Source organism: Enterobacter cloacae complex sp. IR5418, from assembly GCF_049238105.1.
In the GTDB taxonomy this organism is placed as follows: Bacteria; Pseudomonadota; Gammaproteobacteria; order Enterobacterales; family Enterobacteriaceae; genus Enterobacter; species Enterobacter hormaechei.
This window is the reverse complement of sequence record NZ_JBMKHS010000012.1, coordinates 47,299-65,130: the sequence shown is the minus strand read 5'-3', so window position 1 is coordinate 65,130 and position 17,832 is coordinate 47,299. Positions and strand designations below refer to the sequence as shown.

16 protein-coding genes are annotated in these 17,832 nt (G+C 54.2%); 8 read left to right on the top strand and 8 right to left on the bottom strand.

Annotated features, from left to right (window positions below; all coding sequences use genetic code 11):
* The first annotated feature begins 1 nt into the window (after position 1).
* The 5 genes from ACOTX7_RS11855 (at position 2) to rmf (ending at position 5,806) form a co-directional block, all read left to right on the top strand.
* A complete protein-coding gene (locus ACOTX7_RS11855) occupies positions 2 to 1,909 on the top strand; it encodes an ABC transporter ATP-binding protein (protein WP_221255755.1) in 1,908 nt (635 codons plus the stop codon).
* Between the two features lie 13 nt (positions 1,910 to 1,922).
* Entirely contained in the window at positions 1,923 to 3,176 is a 1,254-nt protein-coding gene (pqiA, locus tag ACOTX7_RS11850) for a membrane integrity-associated transporter subunit PqiA (RefSeq protein WP_221255756.1), read from the top strand.
* Between the two features lie 4 nt (positions 3,177 to 3,180).
* Positions 3,181 to 4,821 (top strand): intermembrane transport protein PqiB, encoded by a 1,641-nt coding sequence (pqiB, locus tag ACOTX7_RS11845; RefSeq protein WP_205921127.1) that lies wholly within the window; start codon positions 3,181 to 3,183, stop codon positions 4,819 to 4,821.
* Positions 4,818 to 5,384: a membrane integrity-associated transporter subunit PqiC gene (pqiC, locus tag ACOTX7_RS11840; protein WP_221255758.1), complete on the top strand. Its 567-nt coding sequence runs from the start codon at positions 4,818 to 4,820 to the stop codon at positions 5,382 to 5,384. Before pqiB ends, pqiC begins: the two co-directional genes overlap by 4 nt.
* A 254-nt stretch (positions 5,385 to 5,638) precedes the next feature.
* Complete coding sequence (rmf, locus tag ACOTX7_RS11835; RefSeq protein WP_003858162.1) at positions 5,639 to 5,806, top strand: ribosome modulation factor; 168 nt, start codon at positions 5,639 to 5,641, stop codon at positions 5,804 to 5,806.
* 71 nt (positions 5,807 to 5,877) lie between these two features.
* On the opposite strand, the gene fabA is transcribed toward rmf, so the two are convergent.
* Both fabA and ACOTX7_RS11825 read right to left on the bottom strand, forming a co-directional pair.
* Positions 5,878 to 6,396, bottom strand: a complete 519-nt coding sequence (gene fabA / locus ACOTX7_RS11830; protein ID WP_000227926.1) for a bifunctional 3-hydroxydecanoyl-ACP dehydratase/trans-2-decenoyl-ACP isomerase — start codon at positions 6,394 to 6,396, stop codon at positions 5,878 to 5,880.
* 68 nt (positions 6,397 to 6,464) lie between these two features.
* Entirely contained in the window at positions 6,465 to 8,225 is a 1,761-nt protein-coding gene (locus ACOTX7_RS11825) for an AAA family ATPase (RefSeq protein ID WP_421626083.1), read from the bottom strand.
* Between the two features lie 186 nt (positions 8,226 to 8,411).
* Between ACOTX7_RS11825 and matP the strand changes: the two genes are divergently transcribed.
* Positions 8,412 to 8,864, top strand: a complete 453-nt coding sequence (matP, locus tag ACOTX7_RS11820; protein WP_006809347.1) for a macrodomain Ter protein MatP — start codon at positions 8,412 to 8,414, stop codon at positions 8,862 to 8,864.
* A gap of 65 nt (positions 8,865 to 8,929) precedes the next feature.
* Here matP and ompA read toward each other — a convergent pair whose 3' ends face one another.
* Both ompA and sulA read right to left on the bottom strand, forming a co-directional pair.
* Complete coding sequence (gene ompA, locus ACOTX7_RS11815; protein ID WP_017694761.1) at positions 8,930 to 9,982, bottom strand: porin OmpA; 1,053 nt, start codon at positions 9,980 to 9,982, stop codon at positions 8,930 to 8,932.
* Between the two features lie 356 nt (positions 9,983 to 10,338).
* Positions 10,339 to 10,848, bottom strand: a complete 510-nt coding sequence (gene sulA, locus ACOTX7_RS11810; RefSeq protein WP_032673744.1) for an SOS-induced cell division inhibitor SulA — start codon at positions 10,846 to 10,848, stop codon at positions 10,339 to 10,341.
* A gap of 217 nt (positions 10,849 to 11,065) precedes the next feature.
* On the opposite strand from sulA, the gene ACOTX7_RS11805 reads away from it, so the two are divergent.
* Positions 11,066 to 11,692 carry a TfoX/Sxy family DNA transformation protein gene (locus ACOTX7_RS11805; protein ID WP_032673551.1) on the top strand — a complete coding sequence of 209 codons (627 nt, stop codon included), beginning with the start codon at positions 11,066 to 11,068 and terminating at the stop codon, positions 11,690 to 11,692.
* On the opposite strand, the gene yccS is transcribed toward ACOTX7_RS11805, so the two are convergent.
* Positions 11,649 to 13,811, bottom strand: coding sequence for a YccS family putative transporter (yccS, locus tag ACOTX7_RS11800; protein WP_006809343.1), 2,163 nt, complete (start codon positions 13,809 to 13,811; stop codon positions 11,649 to 11,651). The two genes, ACOTX7_RS11805 and yccS, sit on opposite strands and share 44 nt — an antisense overlap.
* An 18-nt stretch (positions 13,812 to 13,829) precedes the next feature.
* Positions 13,830 to 14,276: a YccF domain-containing protein gene (locus tag ACOTX7_RS11795; RefSeq protein WP_221255759.1), complete on the bottom strand. Its 447-nt coding sequence runs from the start codon at positions 14,274 to 14,276 to the stop codon at positions 13,830 to 13,832.
* Between the two features lie 122 nt (positions 14,277 to 14,398).
* Here ACOTX7_RS11795 and helD point away from each other — a divergent pair, with 122 nt between their 5' ends.
* Positions 14,399 to 16,453 carry a DNA helicase IV gene (gene helD, locus ACOTX7_RS11790; RefSeq protein WP_221255760.1) on the top strand — a complete coding sequence of 685 codons (2,055 nt, stop codon included), beginning with the start codon at positions 14,399 to 14,401 and terminating at the stop codon, positions 16,451 to 16,453.
* Positions 16,454 to 16,508: 55 nt separating this feature from the next.
* Here helD and mgsA read toward each other — a convergent pair whose 3' ends face one another.
* Positions 16,509 to 16,967: a methylglyoxal synthase gene (gene mgsA / locus ACOTX7_RS11785; protein WP_221255761.1), complete on the bottom strand. Its 459-nt coding sequence runs from the start codon at positions 16,965 to 16,967 to the stop codon at positions 16,509 to 16,511.
* Positions 16,968 to 17,047: 80 nt separating this feature from the next.
* Positions 17,048 to 17,710 carry a curli synthesis inhibitor gene (csgI, locus tag ACOTX7_RS11780; RefSeq protein WP_221255762.1) on the bottom strand — a complete coding sequence of 221 codons (663 nt, stop codon included), beginning with the start codon at positions 17,708 to 17,710 and terminating at the stop codon, positions 17,048 to 17,050.
* Positions 17,711 to 17,832: the final 122 nt, after the last annotated feature.

Here is a 17,832-nt window from a genome sequence, read left to right as displayed (position 1 = left end):
AATGTCTTTAATTAGTATGCACGGCGCGTGGCTCTCTTTCAGTGACTCACCGCTTCTCGATAATGCAGAGCTGCATATCGAAGATAACGAGCGCGTCTGTCTGGTGGGGCGTAACGGCGCAGGTAAATCAACGCTGATGAAAATCCTCAACCGTGAACAGGGGCTGGATGATGGCCGTATTGTTTACGAGCAGGATCTGATCGTCTCTCGTCTGCAACAGGATCCGCCGCGTAACGTCACCGGCAGCGTGTATGATTTCGTGGCCGAAGGGATTTCAGAGCAGGCGGAATACCTCAAACGCTACCACGAGATTTCGCATCTGGTGATGACGGACCCGAGCGACAAGAATCTCAACGAGCTGGCAAAAGTGCAGGAGATGCTCGATCACCACGGCCTGTGGCAGCTGGAAAACCGCATTAACGAAGTGCTGGCCCAGCTTGGCCTGGAAGCGGATATGGAGCTGTCAGCGCTCTCCGGCGGCTGGCTGCGTAAAGCGGCGCTGGGTCGTGCCCTGGTGAGCGGGCCTAAGGTGCTGCTGCTGGACGAACCGACGAACCACCTGGATATCGAAGCGATTGACTGGCTGGAAGGGTTCCTGAAAACCTTTAACGGTACCATTATCTTCATCTCCCACGACCGTTCGTTCATCCGCAACATGGCCACGCGCATTGTCGATCTCGATCGCGGCAAGCTGGTGACCTATCCGGGCGATTACGATACTTATCTGCTGGAGAAAGAAGAGAACCTGCGCGTGGAAGAGCTGCAAAATGCGGAGTTCGACCGCAAGCTGGCGCAGGAAGAGGTATGGATCCGTCAGGGCATCAAGGCGCGCCGTACCCGTAACGAAGGCCGCGTTCGCGCCCTGAAGGCGATGCGCCGCGAACGTAGCGAACGTCGTGAAGTCATGGGTAGCGCCAAAATGCAGGTGGAAGAGGCGTCCCGCTCGGGCAAGATTGTCTTCGAAATGGAGAACGTGAATTATTCGGTCGACGGCAAAGTGCTGGTGAACGATTTCTCCGCTCAGGTGCAGCGCGGCGACAAGATTGCGCTTATCGGTCCGAATGGCTGCGGTAAAACCACGCTGCTGAAACTGATGCTGGGTCAGCTTCAGGCCGACAGCGGTCGTATTCACTGCGGTACTAAACTGGAAGTAGCGTACTTTGACCAGCACCGCGCAGAGCTGGATCCAGACCGTACGGTGATGGATAACCTCGCTGAGGGTAAACAGGAGGTGATGGTTAACGGCAAGCCGCGTCACGTGCTGGGCTACCTACAGGACTTCCTGTTCCACCCGAAACGCGCCATGACGCCGGTGCGCGCGCTGTCCGGGGGAGAACGTAACCGTCTTTTGCTGGCGCGTTTGTTCCTGAAACCCAGTAACTTATTGATTCTGGATGAACCGACTAACGATCTGGATGTCGAAACGCTGGAACTGCTGGAAGAGTTGATTGATGGTTATCAGGGAACCGTGATGCTGGTCAGCCACGATCGTCAGTTTGTCGACAACACCGTGACCGAGTGCTGGATCTTCGAAGGCCAGGGACGCATCGGTCAATATGTAGGCGGCTATCATGACGCGCGTGGGCAGCAATCGCAGTCGCTGGCGCAAAAACAGGCGAAGACCAGACATATCGCTGAACCTGTTGTTGCGAAAGCAGAAACTGTCAAAAAGTCTCCAGCTAAAATGAGCTATAACTTGCAGCGCGAGCTGGAAGGGCTGCCGCAGCGTCTGGAAGAGCTGGAAGCTGCACTGGAAGCACTGCAAATTCAGGTCGCTGATGCGTCATTCTTTACGCAGCCTCACGACTATACTCAGAAAGTATTGGCTGAACTCTCCCAGGCTGAACAGGCGCTGGAAGAGGCTTTTGAGCGCTGGGAGTACCTTGAGTCTCTGAAAAACGGCGCATAAACAGGGATAAACTATGTGTGACCAGCACCATGCCGATCGGCATATTTTATGCTCGCAATGCGATATGCTCGTGGCGTTGCCAGAGCTGGGTCACGGACATAAGGCTGCCTGCCCGCGCTGCGGCGCTACGCTGACGACCGAGTGGGACGCGCCAAGGCAGCGTCCTACGGCTTACGCGCTGGCAGCCCTATTCATGTTACTGCTCTCCAATCTCTTCCCTTTCATCTATATGAAAGTGGGCGGGATGACCAGTCAGGTGGATTTACTGGAAATTCCAGGCGTGATGTTCTCGGAAGATTACGCCAGCCTTGGCACCTTCTTTCTGCTTTTCGTGCAGATCGTCCCGGCTTTTTGCCTGGTCGTCATTCTGCTGCTGGTCAACCGCGTCAGGATGCCCACTGTCCTTAAAATCAAACTCGCGCGGATCCTGTTCCAGCTGAAAAGCTGGGGGATGGCGGAAATTTTTCTTGCGGGTATCCTGGTGAGCTTCGTGAAGCTCATGGCGTACGGCGATGTGGGCATTGGCAGCAGTTTTATTCCCTGGTGTCTGTATTGTGTGCTGCAACTGCGCGCGTTCCAGTGCGTGGACCGACGCTGGGCCTGGGATGATATTGCCCCGGCGCCGACGCTCTCGCAGACGGTAAAGGTGGGTGTACCGGGTATCCGTCAGGGTCTGCGCTCCTGCTCCTGTTGCACCGCCGTGCTGCCCGCGGATGTCGAGGTGTGTCCGCGCTGTGAAACAAAAGGTCACGTCCGGCGTAAAAATAGTCTGCAATGGACCATGGCGCTGCTGGTGACCTCTGTCATGCTCTATCTGCCCGCCAATATCTTGCCGATCATGATCACCGATCTGCTCGGCGACAGAATGCCCTCGACCATACTGGCCGGGGTAATACTGCTGTGGAGCGAGGGATCATACCCTGTGGCAGGTGTCATATTCCTCGCCAGTATCATGGTTCCGACCTTAAAGATGATTGCCATTGCCTGGCTCTGTTGGGATGCAAAAGGGCACGGTAAGCGCGACAGCGAGCGTATGCATTTAATCTATGGGGTAGTGGAATTTGTTGGCCGCTGGTCGATGATTGACGTGTTCGTGATTGCGGTTCTCTCAGCGCTGGTGCGCATGGGGGGACTGATGAGTATTTATCCCGCTATGGGAGCGCTGATGTTTGCGTTGGTCGTCATTATGACCATGTTTGCGGCCATGACCTTCGACCCTCGTTTATCGTGGGATCGTGAGCCCGATTCAAGCCATGAGGAAGAGTAAGAGCATGGAAAATAAGAGTGGAGAGGCTAAAGTGCAGAAGGTCAGAAACTGGTCGCCGGTGTGGATTTTCCCCATCGTGACCGCGCTGATCGGTGCATGGATCCTGTTTTATCATTACAGCCATCAGGGGCCGGAAGTGACGCTAATCACCACCAATGCAGAGGGGATTGAGGGCGGTAAAACCACCATCAAGAGCCGCAGCGTGGATGTGGGTGTCGTGGAAAGCGCGACCCTGACGGATGATTTAACCCATGTTGAAATCAAGGCCCGCCTGCATGCCGGCATGGAAAAACTGCTCCATGAAGATTCCGTTTTTTGGGTAGTGAAACCGCAGGTCGGTAGAGAAGGGATCAGTGGCTTAGGGACGTTGCTGTCAGGGGCTTATATCGAACTCCAGCCCGGCAACAAAGGAACTCAGCCAGCAAACTATCAACTGCTGGATTCACCGCCACTTGCGCCGCCGGATGCAAAAGGGATCCGCGTTATTCTGGACAGCAAAAAAGCGGGCCAGCTCTCACCGGGCGATCCGGTGCTGTTCCGCGGGTATCGCGTCGGTTCGGTTGAAACAAGCACCTTCGATCCGCAAAAACGGACCATCAGCTATCAGCTATTTATCAATGCGCCTAATGACCGCCTGGTGACCAGTAACGTTCGCTTCTGGAAAGACAGCGGGATCGCAGTAGATCTCACCTCTGCGGGGATGCGCGTTGAAATGGGTTCACTCACCACGCTCTTTGGTGGGGGCGTCAGTTTTGACGTGCCGGAAGGCTTGGATCTGGGACAACCGGTGGCGGAGAAAACCGCCTTCAGACTGTTTGACGATCAAAAGAGCATCCAGGATGCGCTCTATACCGATCACATCGACTACCTGATGTTCTTTAAGGATTCTGTACGCGGCTTGCAGCCAGGGGCGCCAGTCGAGTTCCGCGGTATTCGTCTGGGGACGGTGGGACAAGTGCCTTACTTTGTTCCGGGTCTTAAGCAGATGCTTGATGACGATTATCGTATTCCGGTGCTGATCCGCATTGAGCCTGAGCGTTTGCTTAACCAGATTGGTGAGGATCAGGATATCGGCGAGCATATTACCGACCTGATGAATCGCGGTCTGCGCGGCTCGCTGAAAACCGGCAACCTGGTCACAGGGGCGTTGTATGTCGATATGGACTTCTATCCAAAAGCGCCACCCATGACGGGGATCCGTGAGTTTGGCGGCTACAAAATCATTCCTACGGTCAGCAGTGGCCTGGCGCAGATCCAACAGCGCCTGATGGAAACGCTGGATAAGATCAACAATCTGCCGCTGAATCCAATGCTTGAGGCTGCGACGGGGTCACTGCGTCAGAGCCAGGCGACGATGCAACGTCTGCAAGCCACGCTGGATAATATCAACAAAATCACCGCCAACCAGTCCATGCAGCAGCTGCCGCAGGATATGCAGAAAACGTTGCGCGAACTGAATCGCAGTATGCAGGGCTTCCAGCCGGGTTCAGCGGCCTACAACAAGATGGTGGCGGATATGCAGCGTCTTGATCAGGTTTTACGCGAGCTACAGCCCGTTCTGAAAACGCTCAATGAAAAGAGCAACGCGCTGGTGTTTGAAGCGAAAGACAAAAAGGATCCTGAGCCTAAGAGGGCGAAACAATGAAAAAATGGCTAATCATAGCAGGCGCACTGGTATTAACGGCCTGTAGCTCTGGAAGCGATAACAAAAGCTACTACCAGCTGCCGTTAAGCGCGCAGTCCGGTGCGCAGAGCAGCGCCTCACAGGGCAGCCGTCTGCTGTGGGTTGAACAGGTTGCCGTGCCAGATTATCTGGCGGGCAACGGGGTGGTCTACCAGACCAGCGATGTGCAGTACGTTATCGCCAACAATAATCTGTGGGCCAGTCCGCTGGATCAGCAGCTACGCAATACGCTGGTGGCGAATCTGAGCAGCCAGCTCCCAGGTTGGGTGGTCGCCTCGCAGCCTCTGGGAAGCGATCAGGACACCCTGAATGTTAACGTGACGGGATTCCATGGCCGCTATGATGGTGCCGTTGTTATCAGCGGGGAGTGGCTGTTAAATCACCAGGGCCAGCTGATTAAGCGTCCTTTCCATCTGGAACTGAAGCAGCAGAAAGATGGCTATGACGAAATGGTGAAAATGCTGGCGCAGGGGTGGGCACAGGAGTCGGCCGCAATAGCAAGAGAGATTTCCCGGCTGCCATAAGTAAAATTCATCGACGAAAGCCGCACTCAGCTTCTTGCTGATTGCGGCTTTTTTTTCGTTTTATGTTCAGGTTGTTACTTGTCCCGCGTCACATTTTTTGTACAAACGATCTTCCATGTAGCTCACAAATATGACACCCGTATGAATTTTGAACGTTGACGCTGACGCCGATTCGGGGTATTCGTTAACTGTGCTTGCACCTATTGCAACCACTGTTTTCTTTCCACCAGACAAAAGAATGAGGGAAACGAGGCATGAAGAGACAGAAACGAGATCGCCTGGAAAGGGCTCATCAACGTGGTTATCAGGCTGGCATCGCCGGACGTTCAAAAGAAATGTGTCCCTATCAGGCCCTGAATCAAAGGTCCCAATGGCTAGGGGGCTGGCGAGAAGCCATCGGAGACAGGGCAGTACTTGCTTGATACCGTCTCTTTAAAAAGAAACCTCCGCAATGCGGAGGTTTCGCCTTTCTGAAAGGGGCTAAAAGCCGTTATCAGAAAGCAGAGGTATCCTGGAACAGACCCACTTTCAGGTCGTTAGCGGTATAGATCAGACGGCCGTCTACCAGCACTTCACCGTCCGCCAGGCCCATAATCAGGCGGCGGTTAACGATGCGTTTGAAATGGATACGGTAGGTGACTTTCTTCGCGGTAGGCAGAACCTGACCGGTGAATTTCACTTCGCCTACGCCCAGCGCACGGCCTTTGCCTTCACCGCCAAGCCAGCCCAGATAGAAGCCAACCAGCTGCCACATGGCATCGAGGCCCAGGCAGCCAGGCATTACCGGATCGCCAATAAAGTGGCAACCGAAGAACCACAGGTCCGGGTTGATATCGAGTTCTGCTTCTACGTAACCCTTATCAAAGTTGCCGCCGGTTTCGGTCATTTTCACGACACGGTCCATCATCAGCATATTAGGGGCCGGTAACTGCGGGCCTTTCGCGCCAAACAGTTCACCGCGACCAGAGGCAAGAAGGTCTTCTTTCGTATAGGATTCGCGTTTATCTACCATGTTCTCAGTAAGCCTTATTTTAGTGAAGCACGCAGGATAGCTAACACGTGTACGCTGAACAAGTCCGATCAGTTTGCACTAAACCAACTTAACCAGCGTAACGGCCAGGGATAACGATGACGAGCATCCTGCTGTGTCGCCTGAGCTATACGTTCCTGAATGGTCTGCATCAGGGTTGTCTGGCCTTCGCCGTCCCAGACCAGATTCGTCAGTAAGGGTAGTGCATCCTCAACCCCTTCGATGGCCCAGACGGTGAATTGTTCCTGCTCTACCGCATCCAGAATCGCCTGGCTCAGGCTCAAATGGCGAGCGTTAGGCGCTGGAATAATCACGCCCTGTTTGCCGTTTAAGCCGCGCTGCTGACAGATAGCGAAGAAGCCTTCGATTTTTTCATTCAGTCCACCCACCGGTTGGGCACGACCAAACTGATCCACGGATCCGGTAATCGCAATATTCTGATTAATCGGCACGTCCGCAAGGGCGCTGATCACGGCGCACAGCTCCGCCATTGAGGCGCTGTCGCCGTCGACTTCACTGTAGGACTGCTCAAAGGTCAACGAGGCAGAGAAGGGGATCTGCTGCTCAAGCTGGAGTTCAGACATCAGGAATGCCTGCATGATCATCATGCCTTTAGCATGAATGTTTCCGCCCAGTTCCGCCTTACGTTCGATATCGGTAAACTCGCCGTCACCAATGTGCACGACACAGCTGATGCGGGAAGGCTCGCCAAAGGCGCGGGGGTGTCCGGGGAACTCGATGACGGACAAGGCGTTGATTTGCCCGATACGTTCGCCTTCGGTCTCCACCAGAATCTGTTCCAGCAGAATTTCATCCTGCATACGGTCAGCAAGATAGCCTTCACGCCATTCACGCTGGGCCAGCATCTGGCTAAGCTGCTCACCGGTGAACATACCGTTGCCGCTGATAACGCCCACTTCACGCAGCTGTTTACCGATCCAGAGCGGGCAGAGCGGCAGGGTTTCCTGATCGCCGGTGTAGCGTACGGCTTCACGGATTAAGCCCGGCCACGCATCCTCGGCAGGGGAAGGCAGCGAGAAACGCTCTGCCACGGCCATAACCCACTGACACCACTGCGCCATATCATCGGCATCGGCAATCTGAATATTTTCTTCGTATTCGCTGTAGACAGCCTGCTCCGCAAGTTCTGGCTCCATTTCCTGGAAATCAGCCAGGGATTCACGGTCACCCGTCAGCACGACGGTCAGCGACAGTGGCATAGACGGGATGGAAACAGGAAGAGGACGTGACTCGTCGTATCCTACCCAGTCAAAACGTTGCTGCGTCACCACCGTTTTCAGGCGCATCCACAGCAGAGGCTGTGCAAGCAGGGTGCGAAGGGAGATGAGCAACACGCCGCCATTCGCGCGGTGTACCAGCCCGGGTTGCAGTGACACGTCGCCATTGAACTGACGAAGGCAGCCGAACAGCTGTTCTGCTTCCACCCAGTTGGCGGTAATCACCTCGCCTTTTGCCGCGAACAGTCCGTCTGCCTGCGTGGCAGGTTCGAACGTCACGTCACGTCCGGCAATATGATACTGACCACCAAAAACGGCATTCGTTTTTGGCTGCAACTGGCGCATGGCATCACCGAGAAGCGTCAGATACTCGGCTTCTTCCGGGGCTTTGAGCAGCATGAAAGGAGATGTAGCCCATGGGGATGACATCTGCTCCAGCGCGTAATGCAAACGCGGTTGTGTATCGCTAAGTATGAATTCGTGTTCTTTTGTGAGGTCTGGCTGTGCAAACAGCTCCTGATAGCTCTCGGTATCCGGAACCAGGTCACGCCATGCAAGTTTCGTAATGGTCAAAGTTGATGTTTTTTAGTCAGAAGTAAAACCGTGGAGTATACCGTAAGCGGCGCACTCTGCCCAATCAGGATTCGGGTTTTCGTCATGCGGATCGCCTGCGGTGTTTCACAGGATATGATTTCTTTTCAGCAGATTGCCAAAAAACTGATATTCTGAACAGAGTTACACGGTAACACTGAGATCGCAATGAAATATCAACAACTGGAAAACCTCGAAAGCGGCTGGAAATGGAAGTACCTGGTCAAAAAGCACCGTGAAGGGGAGCTGATCACCTGCTACATCGAAGCCAGCGCGGCACAAGAAGCTGTGGATATGTTGCTGACCCTCGAAAACGAACCGGTACAGGTCAACGGCTGGATTGAGAAACACATTAATCCGGCCTTGTTGAACCGGATGAAGCAAACTATCCGTGCTCGTCGTAAACGGCATTTCAATGCCGAGCATCAGCACACCCGTAAGAAATCCATCGACCTGGAGTTTATGGTCTGGCAACGTCTGGCCGGGCTTGCGCAACGGCGCGGGAAAACCCTGTCGGAAACGGTGGTGCAGCTGATTGAAGACGCCGAGCACAAAGAGAAGTATGCCAGCCAGATGTCGACGCTGAAGAACGATCTTCAGGCACTGTTAGGTAAAAAATAACGTTTTTGCCTTTCTTCAGATAATAAAAAACCCCGCATGGCGGGGTTTTTTTATAAGACGATAACTTATGCCGCAGGCTGAGTTACAACGTCTTTGATACCTTTAACTTCGATCTCTACGCGACGATCTGGTGCCAGGCAGTCGATCAGTGCAGCGCGTGGTTTCACGTTGTCACAGGTAGAACCGGTCACTGGGTTAGATTCGCCCATACCACGTGGGGAGATCTTGTTAGCTGGGATACCTTTAGATACCAGGTAATCAACTACAGACTGAGCACGTTTCTCGGACAGACCCTGGTTGTAAGCGTCAGAACCGATACGGTCGGTGAAGCCCAGAACCACTACAGAACCGTCTTTAGGATCCAGGTTGCTCAGCTGGGTGTACAGCTGATCCAGTGCCTGCTGACCTTCTGGTTTCAGGGTAGCTTTGTTGAAGTTGAACAGAACGTCAGACTTCAGAGTGAAGTGCTTGGTCTGTACTTCTGGAGCTGGAGCCGGTGCTGGAGCTACGACTGGCGCATCTTCCTGCTGACCGAAACGATAAGAAACACCAACGCTCAGCATGCCGTTGTCTGGACGAACGCCAACGGTAGCACCGTCACCGATGTTGTTAACCCACTGGTATTCCAGACGGGTAGCGATGTCACGGGTCATTGCCCACTCAACGCCGCCAGCGAATACTGGAGAAACACCCGTGTCGTGGTCGTCACCAGCGATGCTGTTGCTGGAGTCTGCACGCCATACCATGCCGCCCAGACGGGTGTACACGTCCAGATCGTCAGTTACTGGGTAACCCAGTTTAGCGGTCAGCTGTACGCCTTGAGCTTTGAAAGCGCCATTTACGTTGTCGCCTTTGTAAGGCATACGACCTAACCAGTCGTAACCCATTTCAAAGCCAACATACGGGTTAACCTGATAGCCACCGAACGCACCTGCACCCAGCTGGCTCTCGTGAGTAGGGCCATCGTTGTTCAGGCTGCTGTTGTACCAACCGGTGTCATGGAACTGAGACCAGCCCAGTTTACCACCTGCATACCAGGTATTATCTTTCGGAGCGGCCTGCGCTACGGTAGCGAAGCCAGCCAGTGCCACTGCAATCGCGATAGCTGTCTTTTTCATTTTTTGCGCCTCGTTATCATCCAAAATTTGCCATGAATATCTCCATCGGAGGAATCACGGTTAAATCCTTCACCGGGGGGCGTGGTCAAATATAAACCTACCGATATCTTCGGCTTAGGCCGAGCACCCCTGGCGATGTAAAGTCTACAACGTAGCTGAAAACTTACAAGTGTGAAGTCCGTCAGGCATATGAAAAAAAAAGTTCCGTATACCTAATATTTAACAATTTTTGAATGAATTTTGTGCAGTAAAATTAACGAGAACCGCGTCAGACAAGCCTTGCCGCAGTTTTGGCGCGTTGAACTTTTTTTGAATACTGCGGTCGAAAAAAATTCCAGGAAAACTCTTAAAATGACTCAATGGTACACATTTGAGTGAATTTTTAGCCCGGGATGTTGTCCTCTGCGATAGGAATCTCCACGAACCGGTCGCATGATGAAGCCCATCGCGTTACCTTCTTCAGCGGCTTCAGTCAGACGCAAATGTTCCTCTTGCGACAGATCCTCAGGCAACCACCCAATCACGACGCTATAGTTCCCGGTACGTAATGCCCGAACCATCGACTCGACCGTATCGCAAGGGGAGAGTTGATTAATCTGCATCACCTTCGCCAGCGGCAGGCCAGCCGACTGAACCCATTCACGGCTCAACTTTTGCTGTGGCGTCAGCCAGAGCTGCCAGCGAGACTGTTGCCCGAGCTGCTGCAAAAGCGGCAGGAGTAAGAGTTGTGTTAACAGCGGCTGGTCTTCACGGTAAACCACTTCACTGATAAGCCCTGTCGATACACGCCCGATAGAATTCTGCGCAGCATTGCCCGCGGCAGAAGAAAAAGGTGTTAAGTGATTTGCATAGCCTGAAGTGTACATATTCATTCCAGCCCTGTAGTTACTGTATGGATATACAGTAACCCCTGTGTGCATAAAGATCAACCTCATTTTCGGAAAGCGACTCGCAAATTTCATCCATTCCTGGTGAACCTGAAAAAATCATCTTGCCCAACGGCAATAAGTTGCCTATTTTCCTGCTAACGGATCCGTTAGTAAGAAATATCGTGTTTACTGTATGATTTTTAATGGAATTATCATGAAAAAGATATCCTATGAGCGGATTTATCAATCGCAGGAATACCTCTCTCCGCTGGGTGAAATTCATCATCGCGCCCTGTTTGGCGGCTACACCCTCGCCGTGGATGAAGCGGTGTTCGCGATGGTGTCTGACGGCGAGCTGTACCTTCGCGCTTGTGAGCAAAGTGCAAAATACTGTGTAAAAAATGCCTCCTCTTTTCTGACCCTGATGAAACGAGGACGTCCTGTGCTGCTTAATTACTACCGTGTGGATGAAGGCCTGTGGCAAAACAGGGAAAAACTGCTTCAGCTCTCCTCGTTTGCGCTCGATGCTGCCAGGAAAGAACGCTACCAGCGCCATCAGCGTAACCGGCTTAAAGATCTGCCGAACCTGACCTTTCAGATCGAGGTCCTGCTTATGGAGGCGGGCATCACCAACGAAGAGATGCTACGACAGTTGGGTGCGAAGACGAGCTGGCTGAAAATGCGCTCTAAAAATAAAGCGCTGAGTATCCGGGTATTGTTCGCGCTGGAAGGGGCCATCGAAGGGCTACATGAAGCGGCACTCCCGGCGGATATTCGCCGGGAGCTTACGGAGTGGTTTAATGCGCTGCCTGAGTCACAGGGCCATCATTCCGCCAGGTAGCAATCTGCTGTCGCAGTCGACAAATTTCCGGCAGCAAAGCGATAAGCAGGCCAATTTGCTGTAGGACCAGCGGCGCTTTGTTGTCGGTACCAGGATCAAGGTGTGCGATACGCTGCACCAGCTCATCCAGTGCCTGGTGAACCCGTGGCTCATCCGCAGGTTGATGATGAAGCGCATCATCAACGTAGCAAACGGCGTCGTCCAGTAGCGCCAGGATCCCCGGATTCGTCAGTTTCTCACGGTGGGCACCAAGGGTAGAGATATAGCTCGTGAACGTATGGTTCAGACACAGCAGGCGGAAGGCCGTTTCCCGGATTTCTGCCGTGGCGCGCGGCTCTGTTGACATATTCGAGACAACTGAAGCCAGCTCCGCGTCAGTGTTATGCGCATCGCGACGGGCAATCCGATAGGCCAGACGGTTATCACGACCCTGATGATATTGCTCAAGAATGGCATCCAGATAGCGGCAGTTGGCGTTCATTGCTCTGTCGGACACGCGGGGTAAATTTCGAAAACGCCAGTCCGGCCAGATAAAGCTCACCGCCGCCCAGGCGATGGCGCAGCCGATAAGCGTGTCGATTACGCGGGGGAGGGCCACTTCAAAGCCTTCACCCAGCAGATTGAAGCAGAGCAGAACCAGTAATGTGATGAACATTGTGGCGTGGGCGTACTGCACATTGCGGAAGGCGAAGAACAAGACGCCGGTAATCACAATCAGGATCAGTTGCCCTTCGACCGATGGCACAAAGTAGAGCACCGGCAGCCCGATAGCGACCCCGACTAATGTCCCGACAATACGCAGCGCGAGGCGATGACGGGTCGCGTTATAGTTCGGCTGGCAGACGAACAGGCTGGTCAGCAGGATCCAGTAGCCGTGGTGCAGTCCCGTGATCTGGATAAAGGCATAGCCCACGCACAGGACCAGCGACATCCTCACTGCGTGGCGAAAGAGTGCGGATTCCGGGGTAAAATGACGGCTCAGGCGCAGCCACATATCGCTGAAACCGTTCAGACTGTCATCGGCAAGCTGGTTGTCAGCGTCATTGCCCGGCATCGCCATTGCCTGTTCAGACTCAATGGTGGCGAGCTGAGCATCGATGGCTCTCAGGTTGTTGAGCAGGAATCCCAGCGCTTTGAACTGTTCCGGCGATGTCCCACTGGCCTGAACGCGATCGAGGGCTGCATCCAGATGACTGAATGCGCGCTCAAAGCGAGGGTCATGCTGATAGGGCGTACGCAGCAGTATTGAGCGCGCAAGTTGCTGGCAGGCCTGAGACTGCATCGACAGCAGGCGCTGGAAACGGAACATCACGTCGCTGTAGCGGAATTTCTCGCGCAGGTCAGCGTACTGCACATGCGATGAGCTGGCGCGCTCGTGAATATCCTGGGCGACAAAGTAGTAGTGCAGTGTGCGGCGGGTACCGCGCTGACCGCGATCGCCGCGCAGACGGGTGAGCAGAGAGGCTTTGGTCTGATTCAGCGTGGCGACCAGCTGGCCATTTGCCAGCGCCAGATCGTACAGTGGCGCCTGGCTGTCCTCTTCGATATCCGGATCGAACAGCCGGGATTTCAGCTCCAGATAGTGGGCCAGCTGTTCGTAACTGCGGGCAATGTTGTCCTGTAATGCACGGACCGGAAAAATAAGATGCCCGGTTAAGGTCAACAGGTTATACCAGATAGCGCCCAACAGCAGCAGGACCGGTTGCTGATACCACTGATCGTAAAGGGAGACGCCCAGCATGGTGTAAATGGCAATCAGCAGGGCGCCGAACGCGATAGTGGCGTAGCGTTGCCCGAGGCCGCCGAGCAAAATGAAGCCGCTGGTGGAGACGGTCAGCCCTAAGGCAAACAGCCAGGGCCAGGGGAAAAGCAGCTCAACGGACGCGGAAGCAATAAAGAAGCAGACCAGCGTGATGACCAGATTACGCAAACGACCGGCCAGGCGGTCATCGAGATCTGCCAGCGCACCAGCCACCACCCCAAGCGTGAGGGGGATGGTGAGCTTCACATCATTCAGCCACCACGGCAGCGCGGCGGTGCCGCAGAGGGCGATAAAGATCCTGACGTTATACAGCCAGTTACTGTTCCATGTATAGCGACGAAGCAGGGGGCTTAGCATGAGAGCGGCCAGTCCTTATTACTGAAAACGACGACGGGCATTGGCTTCACGCGCGGCTTGTGCCACTTCAACCGGGACTACGCGGCGTCCTACCGGCCACAGGGCGATGGTGGCAATTTTGAAATTCGCGATGCCAACCGGAATGCCAATAATCGTAATGCACTGGGCAATACCGGCGAAGATATGCATCAGACACAGCCACCAGCCAAAGAAGATCAGCCACAGAATATTCAGCAGCGTGCCGCCGGTATTCATCAAAGCATTTTTTCTTTCCGGCTCCAGCTCATCCACGTGTACGGCTTCATTTCCATAAGGAATGAGGGAGAGCTTGGTGATTTCCCAGCAGGAGCGCGTCAGCGGAAGGGTGAAGATGAGCACGACGCTCACCAGGGTGGCAAAAAGCCAGGAAAGGGTGGTGGCAAAACCGCCAAGGACAAAATTCAACACATTCAGAACGGTACGCATAAACCCTCATTTCCTTCGATATGATTAACGCCCGGTGATTGTAACGTTTTTTTGGGCTGGAGCACCTTAAAACTGGCAGTTAAACTGTCTGACAAATTATGACCTCGTGGATCCGGCAGGATATGGAACTGAAAGCAACTTCAATGGGCAAACGCCTGGCGCAACACCCTTACGACAAGGTTGTCCTCCTCAATGCGGGAGTGAAAGTGTCCGGTGAACGCCACGAATACCTTATTCCGTTTAATCAGCTACTGGCCATTCACTGCAAGCGAGGGCTGGTTTGGGGAGAACTGGAGTTCGTTCTGCCAGAAGAAAAAGTGGTGCGACTCCACGGGACCGAGTGGGCGGAAACCCAACGCTTCCACCATCATCTGAACACGCGCTGGCAGCAGTGGAGCCAGGAGATGAGCGTGATTGCCGCACAGGTGCTGCATCAGGTACTGGATGATATAGCGCTAAGCAATACTCAGCAGAGGTGGCTGACGCGCCAGCAAACTGCCGGGCTTCAGCAAAAAATCGCCCAGGCGCTGACGGCATTGCCTTTACCGGTGGCGCGGCTTGAGGAGTTTGATAACTGCCGCGACGCGTGGCGGAAGTGTCAGGCATGGCTGAGCGATATCGAGAAAAGCCGAATGGCGCACAACCAGACCTGGACCGATGCGATGCTTACGCAATATGCCGATTTCTTCAGTACGGTGGAATCATCGCCCCTCAATCCTGCCCAGGCGCGCGCCGTGGTGAATGGCGAGCACTCTTTATTAGTGCTGGCAGGTGCCGGGAGCGGCAAAACGTCGGTACTGGTGGCGCGCGCGGGCTGGCTTCTGACGACGGGCGAGGCGGTTGCCGACCAGATTTTATTGCTGGCCTTTGGCCGCAAGGCGGCGCAGGAAATGGATGAACGCATTCAGGCGCGTTTGCATACCCAGGATATCTCGGCGCGCACCTTCCACTCCCTTGCGTTACACATCATTCAACAGGGCAGCAAAAAAGTGCCTGTTGTCAGCAAACTGGAGAATGATGCTCAGGCTCGCCAGGCGCTGTTTATCAAGGCATGGCGTCAGCAATGCAGTGAAAAAAAGGCGCAGGCGAAAGGCTGGCGTCAGTGGCTTGAAGAGGAGCTCAACTGGGAGGTGCCAGAGGGCAGCTTCTGGCAGGATGAAAAGCTGGCGCGCCGTCTGGGTTCTCGTCTCGACCGGTGGGTAAGCCTGATGCGCATGCATGGCGGATCTCAGGCAGAGATGATAGAAAGCGCACCGGAGTCTATCCGCGCCGTGTTTTCTAAGCGGGTTAAGCTGATGGCACCGATGCTAAAAGCGTGGAAAACCGCGCTGAAAGACGAAAACGCGGTCGACTTTTCCGGACTGATCCATCAGGCCATTATCATTCTGGAGAAAGGGCGCTTCGTCAGCCCGTGGAAACACATTCTGGTGGATGAGTTTCAGGATATCTCGCCGCAGCGCGCTGCGCTGCTTTCGGCACTGCGGGCGCAGAATAAACACACGTCGCTGTTTGCCGTGGGTGATGACTGGCAGGCTATCTACCGTTTCAGCGGGGCGCAACTTTCTCTCACAACGGCCTTCCACCACTATTTTGGGGAAGGCGATCGCAGCGATCTGGACACCACCTACCGCTTCAACTCGCGGATTGGCGAAATAGCCAACCGTTTTATTCAGCAGAACCCGCACCAGTTGTCGAAACCGCTTAACAGCCTGACGTCGGGGGATAAAAAGGCCGTCACCCTGCTGGCGGACGATCAGCTGGAACCGCTGCTGGATAAACTGAGCGGCTATGCGAAACCGGATGAGCGCATTCTGGTCCTTGCGCGTTATCACCACCTGAAGCCGACGGCGCTGGAAAAAGCGGCGACGCGCTGGCCAAAACTACAGCTCGATTTTATGACCATTCATGCCAGTAAAGGGCAGCAGGCCGACTACGTGATTGTGGTGGGGCTAAAAGAGGGGAGCGACGGATTCCCGGCACCGGCGCGGGAATCCGTGATGGAAGAGGCGTTACTGCCTGTTCCGGAAGATTTCCCGGATGCAGAGGAGCGGCGCTTACTGTACGTGGCGATAACCCGCGCGCGCCATCGCGTGTGGCTGTTGTTCAACAAGGAGGAGCCGTCGGTGTTTGTCGATATTTTGAAGAGTATTGACGTACCGGTGGCGAGAAAGCCGTAACGACGCGGGCAATTTTGCAGGCCGGGTAAGGCGGAGCCGCCACCCGGCGATAAAACTACTTCAGTCTCTCCGCAAGATAACGCGAATAATCCGGGATCAAAATCTCCACCGGATCGTTAAACTGCGGCGATTCAATGATGAAATCTGCCGTTGAAAGATTGGTGGCTACCGGAATGTTCCACACCGTCGCCAGACGCAGCAGCGCTTTAACGTCAGGGTCATGCGGAACCGCATTCAGTGGATCCCAGAAGAAAATCAGAACGTCAATTTTGCCCTCCGAAATCTGAGCCCCTACCTGCTGGTCCCCCCCCATCGGGCCGCTCAGCATGGCATTCACTTCCAGACCGGTTTCGCGGTGGATCATGTTACCGGTTGTCCCGGTGGCAGAAAGGGCATGATGCTGTAGCAGAGGCTGATGGCGGCGAACCCAGTTCAGCAGCATTTGTTTACAGTGATCGTGCGCAACCAGAGCAATGTGCTTGCGCGCCGGAAGTGTGCGAGTTGTCAGTTCCATAATCTTATCCGTGAGGTTACCTCGCTACACGATGACGGGAACTGACTGATGCTGCAAGAGAAAGGACAAAAAAATGTGGCTCATGACGAAGGTTGTCGTTTTGCCCATTGCAGAAAACGGGCGCGCGTGTCCGGATCGGCATTCTGGAACCAGAACCTGAGGCGCTGCTCAGTAAGCGTTTGTGACTGAGAGGGGAGTACATCCAGCTCCGATACGCCCGAAAGCAGGGTGCTGTCATCCGCCATTATGGTGGCGAACTGGGGCAGGGAGGCGCGTCTGCTGGCCCTGTTATAGATCTCCGTGTCTGCTTCGTAATCTGTTCCTTTTGGCCTTTTTGTCAGCGCCAGGATATCCAGCTTTACCGGGATGGGCATGGAATCTCCGTCCACCAGCTCGATGCGTGGCGAAGCATCAAATGCCAGTGACTCTTTTTCTGTTTCGAGACGCGGAAGACTGAAGTTGACCTGGCTGATACGCTGGGTATTAAAGCTCACAACCAGCGGAGGCGAAATGTATACCTGCTGTTCGTTGTCGGCGAGGCGAATCGTCTTTTCCACCCGAAAAACCACCTGATGCGGACCGTTATCCAGCTCAATGCTGTCTGCACCTCGCAGCAGGGAGCTGGAGACTTTTTTCCCGTCCAGCACCAGCAGGTCTATGTCGGTTGAGAGTCTGAGGGTGGTTGCGAAAACACAAACCGGCATGATTAACGCAACCACAGCCGAGGCAATGCCGGTTTTCATAGCAGACTCCTGTAGACAAAACACCCGGTAAGAATGTATCAAAAGTTTTCGATTATCACGTTTACTAACATATAGACATATTCTGCCGTTTTGCCCTCATACTTCTGTAGGTGATGCGTGGT

What these genes read in the sequence shown, in the direction of transcription:
- ACOTX7_RS11855 (WP_221255755.1), top strand. Translation starts at nt 2, where the DNA reads ATGTCTTTAATTAGTATGCACGGCGCGTGGCTCTCTTTCAGTGACTCA.
- pqiA (WP_221255756.1), top strand. Translation starts at nt 1,923, where the DNA reads ATGTGTGACCAGCACCATGCCGATCGGCATATTTTATGCTCGCAATGC.
- pqiB (WP_205921127.1), top strand. Translation starts at nt 3,181, where the DNA reads ATGGAAAATAAGAGTGGAGAGGCTAAAGTGCAGAAGGTCAGAAACTGG.
- pqiC (WP_221255758.1), top strand. Translation starts at nt 4,818, where the DNA reads ATGAAAAAATGGCTAATCATAGCAGGCGCACTGGTATTAACGGCCTGT.
- rmf (WP_003858162.1), top strand. Translation starts at nt 5,639, where the DNA reads ATGAAGAGACAGAAACGAGATCGCCTGGAAAGGGCTCATCAACGTGGT.
- fabA (WP_000227926.1), bottom strand. Translation starts at nt 6,396, where the DNA reads ATGGTAGATAAACGCGAATCCTATACGAAAGAAGACCTTCTTGCCTCT.
- matP (WP_006809347.1), top strand. Translation starts at nt 8,412, where the DNA reads ATGAAATATCAACAACTGGAAAACCTCGAAAGCGGCTGGAAATGGAAG.
- ompA (WP_017694761.1), bottom strand. Translation starts at nt 9,982, where the DNA reads ATGAAAAAGACAGCTATCGCGATTGCAGTGGCACTGGCTGGCTTCGCT.
- sulA (WP_032673744.1), bottom strand. Translation starts at nt 10,848, where the DNA reads ATGTACACTTCAGGCTATGCAAATCACTTAACACCTTTTTCTTCTGCC.
- ACOTX7_RS11805 (WP_032673551.1), top strand. Translation starts at nt 11,066, where the DNA reads ATGAAAAAGATATCCTATGAGCGGATTTATCAATCGCAGGAATACCTC.
- yccS (WP_006809343.1), bottom strand. Translation starts at nt 13,811, where the DNA reads ATGCTAAGCCCCCTGCTTCGTCGCTATACATGGAACAGTAACTGGCTG.
- ACOTX7_RS11795 (WP_221255759.1), bottom strand. Translation starts at nt 14,276, where the DNA reads ATGCGTACCGTTCTGAATGTGTTGAATTTTGTCCTTGGCGGTTTTGCC.
- helD (WP_221255760.1), top strand. Translation starts at nt 14,399, where the DNA reads ATGGAACTGAAAGCAACTTCAATGGGCAAACGCCTGGCGCAACACCCT.
- mgsA (WP_221255761.1), bottom strand. Translation starts at nt 16,967, where the DNA reads ATGGAACTGACAACTCGCACACTTCCGGCGCGCAAGCACATTGCTCTG.
- csgI (WP_221255762.1), bottom strand. Translation starts at nt 17,710, where the DNA reads ATGAAAACCGGCATTGCCTCGGCTGTGGTTGCGTTAATCATGCCGGTT.